This is a genomic window from Aquimarina atlantica, from assembly GCF_000626715.1.
Taxonomy (GTDB): domain Bacteria; phylum Bacteroidota; class Bacteroidia; order Flavobacteriales; family Flavobacteriaceae; genus Aquimarina; species Aquimarina atlantica.
The window spans coordinates 144,517-166,622 of sequence record NZ_AQRA01000009.1 but is presented as its reverse complement, the minus strand read 5'-3'; the positions used below and the strand labels follow the sequence as shown (position 1 = coordinate 166,622).

Sequence of the window (22,106 nt, the reverse complement as noted above, 5' to 3'; positions counted from 1 at the left end):
AAGTAAGTTATTACTTACAAAATAGAAGTTCAACCCCAAAACCAAACTTTATGAAAAAATTTCTACCCTTATTAGCCTTGTTATTAACAAGCATGACATTTGCAAATACTAAAATTGACATTTCTTATAAGTTAATGTCGGTAACAGAAAACACTGTAGTTGATGGTTTGGACGAAAATTCTGAAGAAGGTGTTATTTTTATTACAGAAAGCCTACACCTTGAAGCTGGAGTACGTATTAAAGTAAGAAACGCTTGTTTAATAATTCTAGGTGATTTAACAGGTAATGGTATTATTGATATTGATGATACAGCTACCGTAACTCTAGAAGGAGAAGAGCAAGGAAGAATTACTTTTATCAATAGATTTTTGGCAGATGACACCTGTCAACAAACTACAGATCAAAAAACTTTTAAACATATAAAAGAGGTTCCGCAAGGACTTAAATATAGCCTATACAACATGTCTGGAAGATTACTAGACAAAGGAGAAGTAGATGATTATATTCAAAACTATATAGACCCAAAGACCTATTTAATTAAAATAGATGGATACAAATTAAAAAAGATAATTTTCAAAATGTGATTTAATCATTAAAAGTAAGGTTTAAAATCCACGGCAATCCCCTGTCGTGGATTTTTTTAAAAATACTCTAATCTCCTATGATATAAACCCATAAAACATTGCTTAATATTTCAAAAAAAAACTATATTTAGCAAGTATTCTCCCTAAGCTTCCCCCTAATACTGCCAGTTTTTTAAATAATAAAGAACGTAAGAGCTCAACCAAAATAATTATTATGGCACGAATATCATGGTTCAAATCTGAAGCTGCTAGATATACTTTTTATGGGATATCTTTTGGGTTTGCATTTCCTATTCTTGCCACAAGTATTGATATTGCAAGACTTGATCTTGAATTCTCATGGCAATCTATCACTTACGTACAAAGAAATTTTCCTATTCATTATATTATAGATACTGCTCCTCTATTTCTAGGTCTATTCGCTATGTTCGGAGGTAGAAATCTAGATAAATTAAAAGAAAAAAATCAACAAATCTTAAAAGCTTCAAAATTTAAACAAGAGTTCCTTGCTAATATGAGTCATGAAATTAGAACTCCTATGGTTGGAGTTATAGGTATGATTGATTTACTTTTTAATACTACAGAGCTTAATGATCTTCAGAAAGAATATGTTACTACAATTCATCAATCCTCTCATAATTTATTAGAAATCTTAAATCAAATTTTGGATCTATCAAAAATGGAAGAGGGAAAATTTAATTTATCCCCTACTCCCATTAATTTTAAAAAGTTAATACATCAAAATGTAGATCTCTTTTTGGCCACCGCTACAGCTAAAGAAATTAATTTAATTCCGAAATATTCTGAAGAATTACCCGAAAATATTATGGCAGATGGTAATCGTTTAACTCAGGTGATTTCTAATCTTATTGGTAATGCTATAAAATTTACTAATGGTGGAGAGATACATATACAAGTTTCTGCAGTATCTCAAAAAAATGATCTTTTAACCATTAAAGTAGAGGTGATCGACTCTGGTGTTGGTATTGGCAAAAAAGATCAGGAAGCACTTTTTAGTCGTTTCAGTCAATTTAACGAAGCATCAATTCTCTCGGGACAAGGAAGTGGACTAGGACTTTCTATATGTAAAAAACTAGTAGATCTAATGCAAGGCAAGCTTGGTGTAAAAAGTGAACTCGGAAAAGGCAGTAATTTTTGGTTTACTTTTAAAACAAATATCATCGACACATCAGTATCTATACAAGAAAATAAAGTACCTACCCGTGTAAAAAAATATAAGTATGATTTGCATGTACTGCTAGTAGAAGATTCTGAAACCAACATATTGGTATCTAAACAAATTCTGAAATATCTTGGTTGTACAGCAGATGTAGCAAAAAATGGCAGGCAGGCAGTCGACATATTTAAAGAAGATACTTATGATCTTATTTTAATGGATATCAATCTACCCGAACTTGATGGTGTTCAAACTTGTGATATAATTCGTAAAAATTACAAAAAAGTTCCCCCGGTAATTGCATTAACTTCTAATGCTCTACCAGGTGATGCAGAGCGCTTTATAGCCAAAGGTCTGGACGATTATATTACTAAGCCCTTTACTACAGAAATTTTAAATATTAAACTCAAAAACTGGTTTGGAGATCATTACAGGAATCATTAATCGTATTTGAGGTAACCAAAATTTAACAAAAGCTACTGTTTTAACGTATTGACATCGAATTTCTTCGGTAAAATTTCTTACCTTGTAATGTAGGATTAAGCTCTTTTAAAAAGAAATTACAACCAAAAAAACTCGAGCTATGAACAAAAAAAGTATTTTTTTTCACAATAGATATACCACCTTTCTATTGTTTATTTTGCTAACTATCTTATATTCTGCTCCTATACAAGCATTCACTTATTTTCAGGATAGTAGCCAAGATAATACCAATTATAATGAGTACAAAGGATATGTACTCGATAGTGAAAACAACCGGCCTCTTATATCGGCATCTATAGAGGTAAATGAAACGAATATTTCTACAGTTACAAATGATGAAGGAAAATTTTCGCTAAAGGTTCCTAAAGATATGGCTAATGGAAAAATAACAGTCTCTTATCTTGGGTATAGAGATAAAGTGATTATGTTATCTAAATTTAATGGGAAAGAGTTAAAAATAAAACTTAATATCTCTGTCACCGAATTATCCGAAGTTAATATCGATCCAAAGGATCCAAATGCTCTTATACGTGAAGTAATAAAGAGAAAAGGGAGCAATTATCTTAATGAAAACAGTATCATGACTGCTTTTTATCGAGAAACCATCAAAAAACGTAGAAGCTATGTATCGCTTTCAGAAGCTGTGGTAGATGTCTATAAAAACCCTTATGAATCAACAAAAACAGATATCATTAAGCTTTTTAAAGCTAGAAAAAGTGCCGACTACAAAAAATTAGACACATTAACATTAAAATTACAAGGAGGTCCAACCAGTACACTCTATATTGATGTGATGAAAAATCCTGAGATTCTTTTTACTGCAAATATGACCGATACTTATATTTTTAGTTTTGATAAGTCTACAAAAATTCATGATCAATATATTTATGTATTAAATTTTAAACAACGCCCATACATAAAAGAACCATTATATTATGGGAAACTGTATATAGATGCAGAAACACTGGCAATGACCAAAGCCGTCTTTAGTCTTAATATGGAAAATAAAGAAGAGGTTAGTAAAATGTTTGTTAGAAAAAAACCAAAAAAAGCAAAAGTATACCCTACCCAGGCATCTTATACAATTGATTATCGCCAAAAAGACGGAAAATGGTATTATAGCTATGGAAGAATTGACCTTGTTGTAAAAATTAACTGGAAGAAGAAGTTATTTAATTCGGTCTATAAATTAAATGTAGAAATGGCCGTGACCGATTGGAAAAAGAATATTAATAACGAAACCGTTAGGCCAAGAGATCAATTAAAATCTTCTGTGGTAATTAGTGATGAAGCATCTGGATTCTCTGATCCGGTATTCTGGGGTGAATATAATGTTATAGAACCCGAAAAATCTATAGAATCAGCAATCAAAAAAATAAAACGACAACTGCGAAAATTAAACTAAGAACAAAACAATTTACAATCTAAAAAGAGTATGTTTTTCATACTCTTTTTTTATTAAACTCATAGTCCTAAATCTAGTAACATATAAAATTCACTCAACAATTTTATTATTTTTACACCTGGGAAAACAAAAAGATTGCAACAATAAGCAATCAAAAGAAGTCAATTAAGTTATATCGTTAAAAGCATCTAATGAAAAAAATACAGTGTTTTGTACTTTTTTGCACATTCACTTGTGTACTTTATGCACAAAAACGCATGGACTCTCTTGCTGTAAGAGAAGATTTTAGGATTTTTGAAAATATTCTTAAAAAAGGGCACCCCAGTTTATATGAATATATTGATCAAGATTCTTTGGAGTATATTCTTGAAGCTACAAAAGAATCTTTGACGGCTACAGATTCTGATATAAAATTATATCAAAATATGCTGGATGTTACAGACAAAATAAAAGATGGACATCTTTCATTTTTTGCTCCTAATACTATAAAAACAGATCAATATTATTTTCCTTTGATTCTTAAATTAATAAATACAGAGTTTTATACCGATACCGATGATTTCGATATCCCTATAGGTTCAAAAATTAATCGAATTAACGGTAAAAAAGCTTACGAAATTTTACAACACTTGAAGAAATATGTACCAAGTGATGGCTATAATCTCACTCGAAAATATAGAGAAATAGAATTGAAATTTGGATTATACTTTGCCTACGAATATGGTATTGAGAAAAAATTTAGCATCGACTATACAGAACCAGATGGTACAGAAAAAAATAAAATATTATCGGCAGAATCTTTTGTAAACGTAAGACTTAGAAATACTAAACGTAATTCTTATTTTGCCAAATATCACGACCAGGAAAATGGCTTTGACTATTTTGATACATTTATTAATAACAAAAGCCCTTTTGTCTATTACAAAGAAGATCTAAATACGGCTGTTATAGTCGTCAATTCATTTAGAGGAGATCTTAGAATTTTTAAATCTAATCTAGTAAAAATCTTTAAAGAAATTAATAAAAAGAAAATTAGTAATCTTATCGTAGATGTTCGACAAAATGATGGAGGTTTTAGATCTAATGCAGTACATTTATTCTCATTCATCACCAATAGTGTATTTAAACAGATAACTAGTGAATATGTAGCTTCACTTACTATTCCCGAGAGAAAACACGTTACCAAGACTTATCTTAGTGAAAAACATTTTTTAAAAGATAAGTTTTACAACCACCCCATATATGATGGATGGAAACTGGTTTTTGATGATATGGAAGCTCTTATGGTTCCTGATAAAGATAGATTTCGAGGAAATGTATATGTACTTGCGGGGGGAACAACTTTTTCTGCTGGATCTACCTTTGCTTTAAATGTAAAAAATGACCCTAATATTATTTTGGTAGGAGAAGAAACCGGTGGTGGATATCACTTTTCTAATGGAGAGTTTCCTGTGTATTACGAATTTCCTAATTCTAAAATAATTATGGTAATGTATATGGAAAAAATCAACCATTATGTAATAGATAAAAGAGTTCCTAAAGGATCTGGTGTACTCCCAGACAGACAAACTATATTCTCTATTGATGATTTAATCTCTGGCAGAGATCCCGACCTGGATTATGTTTTAAAATTGATTCGGGGATAAGTATAATCACCCTATATATGTGTTTACACTAGTGACTAACTCACAAGAGTTATGCAACATTTGCTTAAATCTTAATGCAAGACGCTCATCGTCAAACTTCATCGCCTCGCTAATACTGTTAGACAATACCAGTTCACCGATAAGATATTCAACAAAATAACTTTGGTCATCTGTTAGAAGTACATATTCTGTCATACGATATTTATTTTCTGAACTATATGTTATGATGGCATCGCCTCATAAAGTTCGATGGTAAAAATAAGTTTAAAACCTACTCAAAAAGATAAAGGAGCAGAATACTTTTTCACATAAGTATTAACAATTTGACCCTACACCTAAGTCATAAATATATTGTACATTCTCATACAATCTTGATTGCTTATCAATTTTAAAAAATCTAAATGCTATTACTTACTACAAATATTTTAAATTTGTTACAGCACTAAAAAAAATCCTATATGTCAGTAGACAAACTAGCAAAAGCCTACATTAGTATTGATAAAGCAAATGCAGAAGACCCTAATAAGGAAAAAGTAAATGATGAATTTGTTCCCAAAGAATTAATCTATGGGCAACGAATGACAGCTACTATCGAAAAGTTTGAACCAAATGCTGCCGAAGCTCTTAAACTTGCTGCTCGATCGCAGCATATTTGCAGGTGGGAAATCCCTCGCAAAAATTATGCAATGGATCGCATTGGATATTTAAAATGGAGAGAAGAACTCAAAAAGTTTCATGCATCAAAAGCTTCAGAAATTCTCGAAGAGGTTGGTTATGATTTAGAAACGATTAACCGGGTATCTTTTTTAATTCAAAAGAAAAAATTAAAAAAAGATAAGGATACGCAAACCCTAGAAGATGTGATTTGTCTCGTTTTTCTTAATTTCTATTATGAAGATTTTCTGACTAAACATACCGATCAAAAAGTAATTGATATCCTTCAAAAAACCTGGCATAAAATGTCTGAAAAAGGCCACGAATCTGCGCTACAACTTTCCTATTCAGAAAAAGCTTTAGAGTTAATTAAACAAGCATTGAGTAAAGATTCCTGACCTATATATCAAATTTTAGCTTTTTTTTTAATGATTTCATTGCGATAGTAATCGATAATTCCATCAATTGGTCTTCTTACAATATTGCCAACTTTTAAGTGATACGGCCAGACTGCGGCTCTTATAATATCTTCGCTAAAATGAGCTATCGAACCAATAAAATGTATAGGTACATGTTGTGATTCTGGAAAACATAATACTCTGGTCTCTATAAACTCCTGAATACCTTCGGTAATAATTTTATAGAAATAACCATTGCGCTCACTGGTAAAAATAAATTCTGCAAAAGAAGCCAGATATGTATTAGGGTTTTCTCTTTTATATAGATTTTCCTTAATCGAATCTGAAGAAAGATCAAAACGTTTTTCAAACTCTGATGCTATTTCGGGAGGCATTCTTTTATAGTAATAATCACGTATCAGTTTTTTTCCAAAGTGATTTCCACTAGCCTCATCCATAAGAATATACCCCAGAGAATCTACAGACATATGAATATCTTCACCATCAAAATAGCAACTATTAGATCCTGTTCCCAGAATACATATAATCCCTGGTTCTGTCGTAGCGGCATACACTGCTGCCACCATATCTTCTTTAACGATAACTTCTGCGCCAACAAAAAAATCTTCAAAGATTTTTTTCAACATTACTGCTGGTTTTTTTGTACCGCACCCTGCTCCATAAAAATGAACAGTATCAATTTTATCTTGATAGGAAGAAAGTTTGTCGTTTTTTCTAACTCTTTCCTCTAGGAGAGATTTCTCGAATACAGCAGGATTTAACCCTTCTGTACGGGTTTTAAAAACGATTTCTCCTACATCATCCAGAAGAATCCAATCGCATTTAGTAGAACCGCCATCAGCTAATAAAATCATTTCAAAAATTTGTTATGTGGTTAGCAAATAGAATGAATACTAACATTATTCATTCTTATTGGTCTTAATATACTATCATCTCGAACGTAATCGAGAAATATTGATCTCTATTACTATTTTTCGATTACGCTCAATCGACAGTTAATACTATACTTTATAAGCTATATATTAATTTATAAATTACCTACATGCATTGATAAATCAACCAATTTCGTAGAATATCCAAATTCATTATCATACCAGGATACTAGTTTAAAGAAATTATCATTCAGTGCTATTCCTGCATTAGCATCAAACACAGAAGTTTGTGATTCTCCTACAAAATCCTGAGATACTACAGCTTCTTCTGTATATCCAAGAATGCCTTTTAATTCGTTCTCTGAAGCTTTCTTTACAACAGCTTTAAGTTCTTCGTAAGAAACTGATTTTTTAGTTTTTACAGTAAGGTCTACTACAGAAACATCTACTGTAGGTACTCTAAACGCCATACCCGTTAATTTTCCTTTTAAAGCAGGAATCACTTTGGTAACTGCTACCGCAGCTCCCGTAGTAGAAGGAATGATATTATTTAATGCGCTACGCCCTAATCTATAGTTTTTTCTAGAAGGAGAATCTACTGTAGACTGCGTAGCCGTAGAAGCGTGTACTGTGGTCATCAATCCTTCTTCTATACCAAAATTATCATCTATAACTTTTGCTAGCGGAGCTAAACAATTTGTAGTACATGAAGCATTAGAAACAATGGTATCTGAGGCTTTTACATCATTATGATTTACTCCCATTACAAACATTGGAGCATCTTTTGAAGGAGCAGAAATTACTACTTTCTTAGCTCCTGCTTTAAGATGAGCATCTGCTGTACCTAGTGTTGTGAAGATTCCTGTACAATCCATTACTACATCTACTCCTACAGCACCCCATTTTAGATCTTCTGGATTACGTTCGGCGGTTACTCGAATTTCTTTTCCATTGACTACTAGGTTACCATTTTTAACTTCGATTGTTCCATCAAATTTCCCATGTACTGAATCATATTCTAATAAATAAGCTAAATGCTCAACATCTAATAAGTCATTAATCGCTACTATCTCTACATTATCACGTTTAGAAGCAATTCTAAAAGCAATTCTCCCAATTCTACCAAAACCGTTAATTCCAATTTTTAACGTACTCATATCTAAAATTTTAGTTGTTTTATTAATTTATACTGACTGTGGTTATACTATTCAAAAAAATTATACAGAAGTGATATCTGCTACTTTTATTAATCCATCATGTTTATGAGGTCTTTTATCTAATGCAATTTTAAGAGGTACAATAGTGACTACTTTATGAACAATCCCGATCATAACTTCACTTTTACCATCTAATAGTGCTTCTACAGCTCCTACTCCAAGTTTACTGGCCAATACACGATCATAGCAACTTGGTGGTCCACCTCGTTGAATATGCCCTAATACAGATACTCTTACTTCGTAATCATTAAGATTTTCTTCGACATATTCTCCTAGTTCAAAAATATTCTTACCAGACTTATCTCCTTCTGCTACCACAATGATACTAGAGGTTTTTCCGGTTTTCTTACTTTTTCTTAGTGATTCTATAAGACGCTCTACGCCCATATCTTCTTCGGGAATTAAAATCTCCTCTGCTCCCGCTCCAATCCCTGCGTTTAAAGCAATATCCCCTGCATCGCGTCCCATTACTTCGATCAAAAACAATCGATTATGAGAACTCGCAGTATCTCTAATCTTATCAATGGCCTCTACTACTGTATTTAACGCGGTATCGTATCCTATTGTATAATCGGTACCGTTAATATCATTATCTATTGTTCCTGGGATACCAACTACCGGGAAATTATACTCTTCTGATAATTTTAAAGCTCCTGTAAAACTTCCATCACCACCAATTACAACAAGTGCGTCAATACTATTTTTAACCAGGTTGTCATATGCTTTCTTCCTACCTTCTACAGTTCTAAATTCTTTTGAACGAGCAGATTTAAGAAAAGTTCCTCCTTTATTTATAACATTACGAACAGATCGTGCATTTAATACTTCAACTTCGTTATTAATAAGGCCTTCATATCCTTTATAAATACCAAAACATTTTACATCATAATAACTACACGCCCGAACTACAGCACGGATTGCTGCATTCATTCCGGGAGCATCTCCTCCCGAAGTTAGTACGGCTATATTTTTAACTTTTTTTGTCATTGAGCCAAATCTATCGTTATTGATAGTAATAACCTAATTTGCCCAAAAACTAAAACGTTTTCGGTTAATAAATTCAGCTTTTACTGACAAAAAATGCAGTATTTTAACACATATTCCTACATTACATTAAAAATAAATTAATGTGCCTAAAATTGTAAAAAAATAAAAACGACTCGCAATAGCAAGTCGTTTTTGTAAATTAACACTACTGATTTTGATTATTCTTCAATCAAAATCTGATATTGCCATGCAGCAAATTCATATGCTGCATCAGACGATGCTTCTATGGTTTCTCCAGAAAGGTAATCTGTAAACTTACCTTCATATGCCAAAGTAAACGTTATGGGTTGTTTCGTCATATTTGCAATAAAGACTACTTTATGACCATCTTTTTCTCTTAAAAATGCTAATACATTAGTATCGTTAGAAGTTTTTATACGAGTATACGAAGCAGCATTTTTACCGCCATGCAATGCTGGGTTTGTATTTTTTAATGCTCCTAATTTTTCATATAACGGGAAAAACTTGCCTTGTTTTTTAATAATAGTATCTTTTTCAAAAAACAAAAGACGCTTATCCATATCATATTCCTGTCCAGAATAAATCAAAGGCATACCAGGTGCGAGATAGGTTAGTGCTGCAAACATTTCTTTTGCTTCTCCCATTCTTTCTTCTACAGTACCATTCCATGAGTTCTCATCATGGTTTGATGTAAAGTTCATTAAAATATCATCTTTTGCATACATGGTGTCTATCTGCGTCATTCTTTTATCCCATTCAGCAACATTAGCTTTTCCCTGGGCGATATCATTCATTTTATGATGAGTATCCCACCCATATCCTATATCAAAGGCATTTTCTAATAATTCTGGTTCCCAACCTTCTGCCAGCATAAATACAGGTTTAATCTTTTTAAACTCTGCTACGGTTCTATCCCAAAAATCTACAGGAACCATTCCCGCTACATCACATCTAAAACCATCTACACCTTCTTCTTTTAACCAATACAGCATATCATTTTTCATCTGCTCACGCATCTCCTGATTGTCATAATTAAGATCTGCCACATCGGTCCAATCTGTACCTTCGGTATGTGTGATAGCACCATTTTTATCTTTGGTATAATATTCGGGATGTTCTTTTAACCAAACATGATCCCAACCGGTGTGGTTAGCTACCCAATCCAAAATCACATAGATTCCGTTATCATGAGCTGTTTTTACCAATGCCCTAAAATCTTCGATTGTACCAAATTCTGGATTAACTTTTGTATAATCAGACACTGCATAATAACTACCTAATGATCCTTTACTTTTGGTGGTAGAGATAGGATATATAGGCATTATCCATAATACTTTAACTCCTAGCTTTTTAAGAACAGGGATATCTTTGGTAAATGCACTAAAGGTGCCTTCTTCAGAATATTGACGGATATTAGCTTCATAAATAACTGCATTTTCCATCATAACATCGTTAACTGGTGGAAGTACTTCTTCTATCACTACTTGAGTTTCAGTCTTGGTAGTGGTTTCTTCTTTTGTTGTCTTTCCGCAGGAAAATAGAATCCCAATTACTGCAAGACTTAAAATTATCTTTTTCATTTAATTAAATTTATAGGTGGTTATTTGTGGTTATATTTTATTTTAAATCCAGTATCATTGATGTTTTGGCTGGTATGCTAAAATCCTCGGTAATGTCTATATTAGAATCCGTAATAATATCGGTTCCTACACTATAGCTTTTTATCCCTTCTTTGAATCGAGTAACGTCTAATTTTTGGTCTTTTAAGCTATTATTAATAATAACCATAACACTTTTCTCTTCGTTATATCTAAAGTATACATATACATTATCAAAAGGAATAAATTGCAATAGTTTCCCGGTATGAATTACTTCTGCATGTTTTCTCCATTTTAATACTTTGCTGGTAAAAGCATGAAATGCTTCCTGGTCATTAGTTCTTCCATTTTTGATTGCTGAAGATAAAAAGGCATTTTTTGCATCTCCCGACCATCCGCCAGGAAAATCTCTGCGAATATCACCATCGCCTTTTTTATCACGATTACCCAACATACCTATTTCATCACCATAATAAATTTGAGGGATCCCACGAGTGGTAAATATCAAAGTCATTACCATTTTATAAGTATCGATATCGCCTTGATATATCTCATTAATGCGATTCGTATCATGGTTTCCGGCAAATAATAGAATATTGTTAATATCAGGATATAAAAAATCATTTGTAAAATTATCATACGCTTTGATCATTCCTTTATCCCAGGAGTTTTCGTCTTCGTTAAATAATACGGTAATAGCATCATGAAGCGTAAAATCCATTACAGATGGTAAATGAGAATTGTAGTTATCGATAGCTCCGATTTTACTATTTTTTTGCCAATACGCTATCTGTGCCTGATTGTGCATCCATACTTCTCCTACAATATTAAAGTTAGGATATTCGTCCATAATCGCTTTGGTCCATTTGGCGATCCCATCTTTATCATTATAAGAATACGTATCTACTCTAAAACCATCCAGGTCTGCATATTCTATCCACCAAATTGCATTCTGTGTAATATACGTAAGTAACAAAGGGTTACTTTGATTCATATCTGGCATGGTCGTATCAAACCACCCGTTCATACATCCTTTACTATCTATTTGTGAAGCATTATTATCAAATTGGGTAGTCATACGATAATTACTACGCCTAAAACCTTCTGGCCATTGGTGTATCCAATCTTTGGTTGGCAAATCCTGTATCATCCAATGTTTAGATCCCCAATGATTAGTTACATAATCCATAACCAATTTCATATCCTGTTTATGCATTTCTGAAGCTAATCGCTTATAATCTTCATTGGTTCCATACCTTGGATCTATCTTATACAAATCACTTTGCGCATAGGTATGATACGAATATGTTGGTTCATTATCTTCTAGCAAAGGAGTACTCCATAGCGTTGTAACTCCTAAATCTTTAAGATAATCCAAATGATCAATCACTCCCTGAATATCACCTCCATGGCGTCCGCCAGGATTAGAACGATCTGCTTTTTCTACCGTATCCTTATGAGAATCATTCTCTGGGTTGCCATTTGCAAATCGATCCGGCATGATTAAATACATCACATCACTACTATCAAAACCTTTTCTTTTTGCAGAATTTGCTCTCCTGGATTTAAATTGATAAGGTTGAGAAAAAACTACACTACCATTCTCTTTAAAATCAATTGAAACGGTACCAGTTTCAACCGCTTTGGTATCCAATGTTATAAACAGATAGTTTGGGTTTTCGGTTTTGGTAATATCGCTAATCGTTATGTCTTTACTTTCTACATTATATTTAGCAATCCCTTTTCCGTAGCACAGTATCTGAAGTTCGTCATGATGCATAGCACTCCACCAAAATGGAGGTTCTATTCTTTCTACCTGGGCTTGTGTTAAAGCAACCAGAAAAAAGAAAAACAGAACAATTAGTTTACTTTTCATTTTTATATATTTTATAGTTATAGAAATGTTTGTACAATCACTTTTTTGAAAACAATCGGTCTAGCAAAAAAGGCATTACTATTTCTATTAAGCAGAGTCGATAAAGTAGGTTTTATTCATATTAATATAGCTCGACTCTGCTCTCTAGAAAAGGTTGGGGGCAAAATTTATTACTAAAGTCTATTTCTAAGCAATAGTTTATACAGTGATCAGACTGTTGGGAGAAATTTTAAACTCCTTATTATCTACATAAATTAATAATTCCTTAGTACCTTCAAGAGTAAATGATGTTCCTTCCTGAGATACTTTTACTTTAAGAATTTGATTTCTGAAATTTACATTAAAGGTATACCCTTTCCATTCTTTAGGAATTTTAGGAGAAAAAGACAAGGTATCATTCTTAATTCTAAGTCCTCCAAATCCTTCGACAATACTCATCCATGTACCTGCCATACTAGTGATATGTAATCCTTCTTCAACTTCTTTATTATAATCATCCAGATCCAGCCTTGAAGTTCTTAAGTAAAAAGTATACGCTTGATCCATTCTATCTAATGCAGCTGCCTGAATACTATGAACGCATGGCGAAAGTGAAGATTCGTGTACTGTAAATGGTTCATAGAAATCAAAATGTCGTGTTAATTCTTCTTTGGTAAACTGATCCTCGAACATATAAAACCCCTGAAGCGTATCTGCTTGTTTTATATAAGGAGAACGCAATATTCGATCCCAACTCCACTTTTGATTAATAGGACGTTGTGACCTGTCTAAATTATCTACTGTAATCAATTCTTTATCCAAAAATCCATCTTGTTGCAAGTATACCTGGTATTTTTCTGAATACGGGAAATACATTTGATCAGCCACCTCTAACATGGCATTGATCTCTTCCTGATTTAAATTGGTTTTTTCTATAATCCATTGATAATCGCTCTTATATTGCGTTTTTATGGTATTAATATTTTCAATACAGTATTCGATACACCATTTTGCCAAGTAATTCGTATACCAATTGTTATTAACGTTGTTTTCGTATTCATTCGGTCCTGTGACACCAAGGATCACATATTTATTTTTTTCTGTAGAAAATGTTGCTCTTTGATGCCAGAAACGAGCAATCGCAATCATGACTTCTAATCCCTTTTCTGTAACATATGTATAATCACCAGTATACCTAACATAGTTATAGATAGCAAATGTCATTGCGCCATTACGATGTATTTCTTCAAAAGTGATTTCCCACTCATTATGGCATTCTTCACCATTCATAGTTACCATAGGATATAATGCAGCTCCATTGGTAAAACCAAGTTTTTCTGCATTCTCTATAGCTTTTTCGAGGTGATTATAACGATAGGTTAATAGATTACGTGCCACACCTTGATCTTTGGTAGCCATATAAAACGGAATACAATACGCCTCGGTATCCCAATATGTACTTCCGCCATACTTCTCACCTGTAAATCCTTTAGGTCCGATATTTAATCTTGCATCTTTGCCCAGGTATGTTTGGTTGAGTTGAAAAATATTAAATCGGATTCCTTGTTGTGCTTTTACATCTCCTTCGATTACAATATCGGCCATTTCCCATATGCTCGACCATGCCTTCTTTTGTAAATTCAAAAGTGTATTAAATCCAGATTCTGAAGCCTGCTTAAGTATCGCTTTACTTGTCGCTTGCAGATCTTCTTCTTTATGATTAAGAGATACTGTATAGCCTCCAAATTTTGTAAGGCCTGCTGTTTCTCCTTTACGAACCTGAAGCGTATATTTTAAATGTATATATGTGCCATTCGCTTCTACTTTGGGAGATACGTTTTTTTGTATACCATTAACAAATACCTGATTCATCATTCCTGTACACACATGATACTCTGTTTTCATGGTTTTAGATAAGATATATGCAGCATTTTCTTCGTGTGCCAGGTTATAGGTATCCCAAAACTTATCGTCCCAATTGGTATCTTCATTCATAATTCCCGAATCCAAATACGGTATTAATGCTATGGTCGCTTCCTGATTTACAGGAGTTATTTCATATTTAATTGCACCAACTTCATCCAGGTCCAGACTTAGAAAACGTGTAGAGGTAACAGATACTTCTATATTATTAGGTAAAACAGCATGAAACGAACGTTGATACCAACCTTCCTTCATATTTAATTCTCTTCTAAAATTGGTTACTGATTTACATGTATACAAATCTAATTTCTCTCCATCAACTTCTATATCGATACCGATCCAGTTTGGAGCATTAAGTACTTTGGCAAAATACTCTGGATATCCATTTTTCCACCACCCTACCCTGGTTTTATCTGGATAATATACTCCAGCGATATAACTTCCCTGAAAGGTAGGACCAGTATATGTTTCTTCAAAATTGGCTCGCTGCCCCATTGCTCCATTACCAATACTAAAAAGGCTTTCTGATGACTTAACTCGTTCTACATCAAACCCTTCTTCAATAATTGACCAGTTATCTGGTTTTATATAATCCTGATTCATCTATTCTTTTTTATTCGTTTTTAGTAATCAGACCTATACTGATATAGATCTGTCTAAAACATGCCATAAATTTTATGCTCTACATCCTTAGGACAAATTGCTATGGCTTTCTATTTTTTACTAAACTATTTTGGTCGCAACCAATTGATTTATAAATTCTTCTTTTATTTCTGTAAAATCGTTAAAAACGTAATCTGCTTCGTGTAGTACTTCTTGATTACCGATACCAATACTAATCATATTAGCAATATTTGCGGCCTTAATACCTGCAACAGAATCCTCGAATACGATACAGTTTTCTGGTGAGATCCCTAATGCTTTGGCTCCTAATAAAAATACTTCGGGATCTGGTTTGGCTTTAGAAACATTAGTACCATCTACAATAGTATTAAACTTATCATAGAGTTGTACTTTTTCTAAAATTGCCCTGGCATTCTTACTTGCAGAGCCCAAAGCTATTGCCTGGTTCTCTAAAATGAGATGTTCTAAAATTCTTGGTACATCGGGTAGGATTTCACCGGCATCCATCTTAGCTATATAAGAGAGATACTCCTCGTTTTTCTCAGACATTAGTCGACTAAATCTTTCTTCAGATATGGTTTTGTTTCCCCACTCCAGAATCTTTTCTAGCGATTGTACTCTGCTCACTCCTTTAAGCTGTTCATTCTGTTCTTCAGAAAAAGAAATCCCCAGGCTATGAGCTAATTTTTGCCAGGCCAAAAAATGATATTTTGCAGTATCAACAATAACACCATCGAGATCAAATATAAATGCTTTCTTCATTACTCTACCTCGCCTTTTGGGTTATACGTTATCGCATCTTTATTGACAATCAACAAATTACACATCCCTGCAATGATTAGACTTATTCCTGCCACCAGCATTGCATTAATGGTTTCATTTCCTATAAGTTTATAAGCAAAATTAACTCCGCCTACAGCAGCAATAATTTGAGGAATAACAATAAACATGTTAAATATCCCCATAATCACTCCCATTTTTTTAGGATCTACAGCACTTGATAACATCGCATATGGCATCGACAGAATACTTCCCCAGGCAAAGCCTACCAAAGTAAAAGAGAGAAATAACCATTCTGGCGAAGGGATAAAATACATCGATATAAAACCGAGACCTCCTAAAACCAGAGATCCCAGGTGAACCCATTTTCTATTAATTCTTTTTCTAGAAGTATAAAAAGTTAATATCAAAGCAAAAGCCATAGAGGACAATCCATAAGTTCCCATATAACGACCAACTTCGTTTGATGATTTTTGAAATGCGGTATTGGCCTTTTCGAATGCTGCAGCCGATTCTGGAACATCCATATTAAATGTGGATTCGATTGGTGCAGGAGTACTAAACACATGTTCTGTTAATGCCGGATTCGCAAGACTCCACATGGTGAAAAAAGCAAACCAACTAAAAAACTGGATAAGTCCTAGTTTTTTCATCGTAAGAGGCATACTACCGATATTGTTCAAAATATCAGGAATAAATTGGTTCTTCTTTTTCTTTTCTCGTTCAAACTCCTCCATATCTTCGGGAGGATATTCAGAAGTCGTAAAAACGGTATACAGAATACTAGCTAGAAAAACAAAAGCCCCAATAGCAAAAGCTATTTTTACCGACATGGGGATCACACCGTTTGGAGCGGCGTCACTTACCCCCATTTGAGAAATCATCCAAGGTAAATTACTAGCTACCCAGGTTCCTATACCTATAATAAGTGTTTGAGTAACAAACCCATATGACCGTTGAGATTCTGGTAACTTATCTGCTACCAAAGCTCTAAAGGGTTCCATAGAAATATTTATAGAAGCATCCAGAATCCATAAAAATCCTGCAGCTACCCACAACGCCGGAGAATGTGGTACCAAAAACAAAGCTATAGAACTTAGTACGGCTCCAATTAAGAAGTAAGGTCTGCGTCGACCCCATCTGGGGCTCCACGTACGATCACTTAAGTATCCTATAATAGGTTGAACCAAAAGACCTGTCAAAGGAGCTGCAATCCATAATAACGGGATTGCGTCTTTCTCTGCACCTAAGGTTTGGAAAATTCTAGACATAAATCCGCCTTGCAATGCAAAACCGAATTGAATTCCCAGAAAACCAAAACTCATGTTCCAAATTTCCCAGAAACTTAATTTACGCTTGTTCATCAAGTAAATGTTTAATTATTACTATGATAAGCGAAACTACTTATCAAAACTTATTTTAGTAGAAAGTGAAAATATAAGTCTTGATCGAGGTCAAAGATATTATAATTTTTTAATTAAAAGAGTCTCTCCTTATTTTTTTGTTGATTTTCTTTCAATCAGACTTGTATCAATAATTACTGTTCTATACTCCTCTGTTACAGCATCATCCCCTTCTAATTTATCGATAAGAAGTTTTGCTGCACGTATCCCCATATCCTCTCCATGTTGGCTTATCGTAGTTAAGCTGGGAATAAAATGTTTAGAAAGAATACCATCTGTAAAACCAATAATAGAAATATCATCGGGGATTTTTTTCCCCTGTCTATCAAGAACTTTGGCTGCTGTAACTGCAAACAATTCATTTACTGCAAAAACAGCATCAATATCCTTATCTAATAAAAAATCCGAAATTTCGGCTTCACAATTATCGATATCTTCTATTTTAAGAATAAGCTCTTCTTTTTCAGGAATATCATATGCTCTTAATGCTCTTAAATACCCATTAGTTCTTAGTTTACCCACACTTATATAATCTACCGTAGTAAGGATAGCTATTTTCTTACACCCTATAGAAAGCAAGTGATTCGTAGCAGTTTGAGCTCCTTTAGCGTCATCTATAATTACTTTATCACACACCACCTCATCAATAATTCTATCAAAAAGTACAACGGGCATACCCTGACTCATCGTCTCTTCGATATGATGATAATCTTTTTTAAGCTGTGTTTCTTTGGCCACAGACAGGATAAATCCGTCGGCACTACCACTGGCCAGCATTTCTAAATTAATAACCTCTTTATCAAAAGAGTTGTTAGACGAACATATGATTACATTGTATCCTTTTTCATTAGCTACCTTTTCTACCCCGCCAATTACCGTTGTAAAAAAATGATGCACAATTTCTGGAATAATAACACCAATAGTCTTTGTTTTCCTATTCTTAAGGCTTAGCGCTATATTATTAGGTTTGTAATTATACAGCTTGGCAAAAGCTTTTACCTTTTGCCTGGTATCTAAACTTATCTCTGCACTATCTTTTAATGCTTTAGATACTGTAGAAATAGAGACATCCAGCTCCTTTGCTATTTGTTTTAATGTAACTTTTCTCTTCATCTTTTTCTTGGTTATTGTTTTTATGATCAGATCTATCTGATATACACTTACATAAAATGTATTGTAAAAAACATGTTTAATACTTCTAAATCACAATGTATAGCCTTTTCATTATTCTTATCTTTTAACTAAAAACCAAATGTAAGCATCAAAATATGCCATATGACCAGAATTATACTTAAAATTTTGATAGAATTCTAAAAGTTTTCCACACGCAAACGTTTGCGTAAGGTTCGGACTACAACTTGACAAAAAATTAACACAAAATTTACATACTTTGGTTGCAGAAAGTGAAAATATAAGACGTAAAACAATCAAAAACTAATTTAATTTTTATGAAAACATTTACCAAAAGCGCATTGTTTTTATTATGGTTGATACCAATGAGCTTTTTTGCACAGTCAACTGTTAATGGGACAGTTACTGATGCTGGAAGTGGTCAGCCCATTCCTGGTGTAAATATCATTGTTCAAGGAACCACAAACGGAACAACTTCTGATTTTGATGGTCGCTATACTTTAAACAATGTTAACAATGAGGATATTATTGTATTCTCTTATGTTGGGTTTATACCTCAGGAAGTAGCATATAGTGGCCAGGCTACTATAGCTATCACATTAGAAGAAGATGCTGCAGAACTCGAGCAGGTAGTCCTGATTGGGTATGGTGCCACCAGAAAGAAAGATCTTACAGGATCTGTTGCTTTGGTTACATCAGAGGATTTTAATACGGGTAACAATGTTACTCCCGAAAACCTATTTAACGGTCGAGTTGCAGGTGTATCCATTAACACTAACGGTGGACCTGCCGCTAATTCTGAAATCAGAATCAGAGGGGGAGCTTCACTAAATGCATCTAATGATCCATTAATTGTTGTAGATGGCTTACCTCTAAATGATCCAGGAGATTTAGCCAATGGTTCAAGATCTATTCTTTCTTCAATCAACCCCAACGATATTGAATCTTTTTCTATCCTTAAAGATGCATCGGCAGCTGCTATCTATGGTAACCGTGGTGCAAATGGAGTGATCATTATCACTACCAAAAAAGGGAAAAAGAACTTACAGATCAGTTTAGATTCTAAAACCAGTGCTACTCGTGCACATGAAACAGTAGATGTTTTTTCTGCGGATGAGTATAGAGCATTTATCGCAGAAAACTTTCCTACTCGAGTTGCTGATTTAGGTACTGCAAACACAGATTGGCAGGATGAGATTTACAGAACTGCTTTTTCTACAGATCATAACTTATCTGTAAGTGGTTCTCTTATGCAAGTCTTACCTACAAGAGTTGCCATAGGAAGATCAGATCAGGAAGGGCTAAGAAAAACATCTAAATTTGAAAGAACAACTACCTCTCTTTCTTTAAACCCAAGATTATTTAATAATCACCTAAAAATAGACGTAAACGCTAACTTAAACTTTGAAAAAAACCGGTTCGCACCAGGTGTAGAAGAGGCGGCTATTACTTTTGATCCAACTCAGCCAGTCCTTGACTCAAGTTCTCCCTACGGAGGTTTTTTTGAATACCGAGATTCTAGTACTGGATTTGCCTCAAGCAACGTTCAGAGAAACCCTCTGGCTCAACTATTACAAACAAAAGAGATCGCTAATGTAAGACGGTACTTCGGAAATGTAAAACTCGATTACCAATTACACTTCTTTCCCGATATACGAGCTGTAGTAAACCTGGGAATAGATGATAGCGAAACAGACAGATTCCAGGAACGTTCTACCGAAAGTGCAACCGGTTTTAATGCTACACAAGGAGAGTTTTTAGGTTTCAAATCAGATACAGATCTATTAGTAAAAAACCGACTTCTGGATGCTTACCTTAAATATAACAAAACTCTTGGTCGATTAGACATCGAAGCTACAGGAGGATATTCATATCAAAAATTCGAACTAGATAAGTATGAAACAGGAGATCAGCGTGATCCGGGTAATGTCCCAGAGAGAACCATTGATCCAGACGAAGTATTACTGGCTTATTTCTTAAGAACTAATCTAAAATTTAATGACAGATACTTTTTAACAGCCTCTATACGTAGAGATGGTACTTCTCGATTCGGGAAAGATAACAGATGGGGATATTTTCCTTCGGCATCTTTTGGATGGCAAATAAGTGAAGAGAATTTCCTTAGAAATTCTTCTACAGTAAGTAACTTACGATTACGTTTGGGATATGGTATTACTGGTCAGCAGGATATCGATCAGGCTTATGCATATTTAGAGCGATATAGAAGAAGTAGTCCGCTTACACAATATATTCTTGATGGAGAGCTTATCAATATTGTACAGCCACAATTTAGAAATGAAGATATCGAATGGGAAAAAATAACCGAATATAACATTGGTTTAGATTACGGATTCTGGAACGATAGAATTAGTGGTGCCATCGATGTATTTAGAAAAGAATCTGATGATTTACTATCTCAAGCCCCTATCCCCGATGCAGCTAACTTTTCTAATCAAGGATTTCAGAACATCGGTAAGTTTATAACAGAAGGTATAGAGTTTTCTGTTAGTGCCGATGTTATTAGAAATAGTAATTTAAATTGGAATGTAAGCTATAATGCAACATTTATAGATAGAGAAATTGAAAGCTTGGCATTTGGTCAGGATATCTTAACCACTGGTATTGGTGGTGGTACAGGTAATACTATCCAGATACATAGACAAGGAGAGGCTCCGTTCTCGTTCTTTACCTATGCACAAATTTATGATACTAATGGTAAACCTATAGAAGGTGCATATGCAGATCTTAACGGTGATGGGATCATTAATAATAATGACCGATACATTTCTGGTAAAGGTACTCCAGATTTAATCATGGGACTTCAATCTAGTGTTAGTTATAAGAATTTTGATTTTAGTTTTAGTATGAGAGCTAATATCGGTAATGAAATATATAATAATGTTGCTTCTTCAAATGCACAACGAGGTAATATATTCAGAACTGTATTTAATAATACACCAACATCAATAGTAGATACTAATTTTCAGAATACATCAGATGTTATTCTTTCTGACTATTACGTAGAAGATGCTTCATTTCTTCGAATGGACAACATTACATTAGGATATACGATCAGAAATCTTATGAAAGGAGTATCCAGTCTTAGGTTATGGGCTGGAGTGCAAAACGCATTTGTTATTACCGATTATTCTGGGTTAGATCCAGAAATCCAAAATAATGGTGTAGACAATACTATTTTCCCTAGAGGAAGATCACTCCTACTAGGTTTAAATTATAAATACTAAAAAAACTAAGAAATGAAATGAGCCATTCAAATTGAGTTGATCCCAACCGACATGTTCAATGGCGAATTCCATCTGACAAATA

At 33.7% G+C, this 22,106-nt stretch carries 16 protein-coding genes; 6 read left to right on the top strand and 10 right to left on the bottom strand.

Annotated elements, in window-relative coordinates; translation table 11 throughout:
* Positions 1–50 precede the first annotated feature (50 nt).
* The 4 genes from ATO12_RS20120 (at position 51) to ATO12_RS20105 (ending at position 5,295) form a co-directional block, all read left to right on the top strand.
* Complete coding sequence (locus ATO12_RS20120) at positions 51–584, top strand: hypothetical protein (protein WP_131248870.1); 534 nt, start codon at positions 51–53, stop codon at positions 582–584.
* 214 nt (positions 585–798) lie between these two features.
* Complete coding sequence (locus tag ATO12_RS20115; RefSeq protein WP_051575975.1) at positions 799–2,205, top strand: ATP-binding protein; 1,407 nt, start codon at positions 799–801, stop codon at positions 2,203–2,205.
* 139 nt (positions 2,206–2,344) lie between these two features.
* Entirely contained in the window at positions 2,345–3,649 is a 1,305-nt protein-coding gene (locus ATO12_RS20110) for a carboxypeptidase-like regulatory domain-containing protein (RefSeq protein ID WP_051575974.1), read from the top strand.
* A gap of 191 nt (positions 3,650–3,840) precedes the next feature.
* Positions 3,841–5,295 carry a S41 family peptidase gene (locus ATO12_RS20105; protein WP_081802120.1) on the top strand — a complete coding sequence of 485 codons (1,455 nt, stop codon included), beginning with the start codon at positions 3,841–3,843 and terminating at the stop codon, positions 5,293–5,295.
* A gap of 6 nt (positions 5,296–5,301) precedes the next feature.
* Here the strand turns inward: ATO12_RS20105 and ATO12_RS25395 are convergent, their stop codons facing one another.
* Positions 5,302–5,490 carry a hypothetical protein gene (locus ATO12_RS25395; RefSeq protein WP_081802119.1) on the bottom strand — a complete coding sequence of 63 codons (189 nt, stop codon included), beginning with the start codon at positions 5,488–5,490 and terminating at the stop codon, positions 5,302–5,304.
* A 263-nt stretch (positions 5,491–5,753) separates the two neighbouring features.
* Here ATO12_RS25395 and ATO12_RS20100 point away from each other — a divergent pair, with 263 nt between their 5' ends.
* Positions 5,754–6,347, top strand: a complete 594-nt coding sequence (locus ATO12_RS20100) for a DUF4202 domain-containing protein (RefSeq protein WP_034245697.1) — start codon at positions 5,754–5,756, stop codon at positions 6,345–6,347.
* A gap of 8 nt (positions 6,348–6,355) precedes the next feature.
* Here ATO12_RS20100 and ATO12_RS20095 read toward each other — a convergent pair whose 3' ends face one another.
* The 9 genes from ATO12_RS20095 to ATO12_RS20055 all read right to left on the bottom strand — a co-directional run bounded on the left by ATO12_RS20095 (position 6,356) and on the right by ATO12_RS20055 (position 18,761).
* A complete protein-coding gene (locus ATO12_RS20095) occupies positions 6,356–7,222 on the bottom strand; it encodes an N-acetylglucosamine kinase (protein ID WP_034245694.1) in 867 nt (288 codons plus the stop codon).
* 173 nt (positions 7,223–7,395) lie between these two features.
* Complete coding sequence (gene gap / locus ATO12_RS20090) at positions 7,396–8,397, bottom strand: type I glyceraldehyde-3-phosphate dehydrogenase (protein ID WP_034245692.1); 1,002 nt, start codon at positions 8,395–8,397, stop codon at positions 7,396–7,398.
* A 60-nt stretch (positions 8,398–8,457) separates the two neighbouring features.
* Positions 8,458–9,444, bottom strand: a complete 987-nt coding sequence (gene pfkA / locus ATO12_RS20085) for a 6-phosphofructokinase (RefSeq protein ID WP_034245689.1) — start codon at positions 9,442–9,444, stop codon at positions 8,458–8,460.
* Positions 9,445–9,662: 218 nt separating this feature from the next.
* Positions 9,663–11,045, bottom strand: coding sequence for an alpha-amylase family glycosyl hydrolase (locus tag ATO12_RS20080; protein ID WP_034245685.1), 1,383 nt, complete (start codon positions 11,043–11,045; stop codon positions 9,663–9,665).
* A 37-nt stretch (positions 11,046–11,082) separates the two neighbouring features.
* Entirely contained in the window at positions 11,083–12,939 is a 1,857-nt protein-coding gene (locus tag ATO12_RS20075) for a glycoside hydrolase family 13 protein (protein ID WP_034245682.1), read from the bottom strand.
* A gap of 198 nt (positions 12,940–13,137) precedes the next feature.
* Complete coding sequence (locus tag ATO12_RS20070; RefSeq protein WP_034245680.1) at positions 13,138–15,444, bottom strand: glycoside hydrolase family 65 protein; 2,307 nt, start codon at positions 15,442–15,444, stop codon at positions 13,138–13,140.
* 120 nt (positions 15,445–15,564) lie between these two features.
* Positions 15,565–16,227 carry a beta-phosphoglucomutase gene (gene pgmB / locus ATO12_RS20065; protein WP_034245677.1) on the bottom strand — a complete coding sequence of 221 codons (663 nt, stop codon included), beginning with the start codon at positions 16,225–16,227 and terminating at the stop codon, positions 15,565–15,567.
* Positions 16,227–17,609 (bottom strand): MFS transporter, encoded by a 1,383-nt coding sequence (locus ATO12_RS20060; protein ID WP_034245674.1) that lies wholly within the window; start codon positions 17,607–17,609, stop codon positions 16,227–16,229. Before ATO12_RS20060 ends, pgmB begins: the two co-directional genes overlap by 1 nt.
* A 129-nt stretch (positions 17,610–17,738) precedes the next feature.
* On the bottom strand, positions 17,739–18,761 hold the full coding sequence (locus ATO12_RS20055) for a LacI family DNA-binding transcriptional regulator (RefSeq protein ID WP_034245672.1): 1,023 nt from the start codon (positions 18,759–18,761) through the stop codon (positions 17,739–17,741).
* 335 nt (positions 18,762–19,096) lie between these two features.
* On the opposite strand from ATO12_RS20055, the gene ATO12_RS20050 reads away from it, so the two are divergent.
* Positions 19,097–22,024 carry a SusC/RagA family TonB-linked outer membrane protein gene (locus tag ATO12_RS20050; protein ID WP_034245669.1) on the top strand — a complete coding sequence of 976 codons (2,928 nt, stop codon included), beginning with the start codon at positions 19,097–19,099 and terminating at the stop codon, positions 22,022–22,024.
* Positions 22,025–22,106: the final 82 nt, after the last annotated feature.

Bases quoted from the DNA above. Each gene is read 5' to 3' on its own strand.
- ATO12_RS20120 (WP_131248870.1), top strand. From the start codon at position 51: ATGAAAAAATTTCTACCCTTATTAGCCTTGTTATTAACAAGCATGACA.
- ATO12_RS20115 (WP_051575975.1), top strand. From the start codon at position 799: ATGGCACGAATATCATGGTTCAAATCTGAAGCTGCTAGATATACTTTT.
- ATO12_RS20110 (WP_051575974.1), top strand. From the start codon at position 2,345: ATGAACAAAAAAAGTATTTTTTTTCACAATAGATATACCACCTTTCTA.
- ATO12_RS20105 (WP_081802120.1), top strand. From the start codon at position 3,841: ATGAAAAAAATACAGTGTTTTGTACTTTTTTGCACATTCACTTGTGTA.
- ATO12_RS25395 (WP_081802119.1), bottom strand. From the start codon at position 5,490: ATGACAGAATATGTACTTCTAACAGATGACCAAAGTTATTTTGTTGAA.
- ATO12_RS20100 (WP_034245697.1), top strand. From the start codon at position 5,754: ATGTCAGTAGACAAACTAGCAAAAGCCTACATTAGTATTGATAAAGCA.
- ATO12_RS20095 (WP_034245694.1), bottom strand. From the start codon at position 7,222: ATGATTTTATTAGCTGATGGCGGTTCTACTAAATGCGATTGGATTCTT.
- gap (WP_034245692.1), bottom strand. From the start codon at position 8,397: ATGAGTACGTTAAAAATTGGAATTAACGGTTTTGGTAGAATTGGGAGA.
- pfkA (WP_034245689.1), bottom strand. From the start codon at position 9,444: ATGACAAAAAAAGTTAAAAATATAGCCGTACTAACTTCGGGAGGAGAT.
- ATO12_RS20080 (WP_034245685.1), bottom strand. From the start codon at position 11,045: ATGAAAAAGATAATTTTAAGTCTTGCAGTAATTGGGATTCTATTTTCC.
- ATO12_RS20075 (WP_034245682.1), bottom strand. From the start codon at position 12,939: ATGAAAAGTAAACTAATTGTTCTGTTTTTCTTTTTTCTGGTTGCTTTA.
- ATO12_RS20070 (WP_034245680.1), bottom strand. From the start codon at position 15,444: ATGAATCAGGATTATATAAAACCAGATAACTGGTCAATTATTGAAGAA.
- pgmB (WP_034245677.1), bottom strand. From the start codon at position 16,227: ATGAAGAAAGCATTTATATTTGATCTCGATGGTGTTATTGTTGATACT.
- ATO12_RS20060 (WP_034245674.1), bottom strand. From the start codon at position 17,609: ATGAACAAGCGTAAATTAAGTTTCTGGGAAATTTGGAACATGAGTTTT.
- ATO12_RS20055 (WP_034245672.1), bottom strand. From the start codon at position 18,761: ATGAAGAGAAAAGTTACATTAAAACAAATAGCAAAGGAGCTGGATGTC.
- ATO12_RS20050 (WP_034245669.1), top strand. From the start codon at position 19,097: ATGAAAACATTTACCAAAAGCGCATTGTTTTTATTATGGTTGATACCA.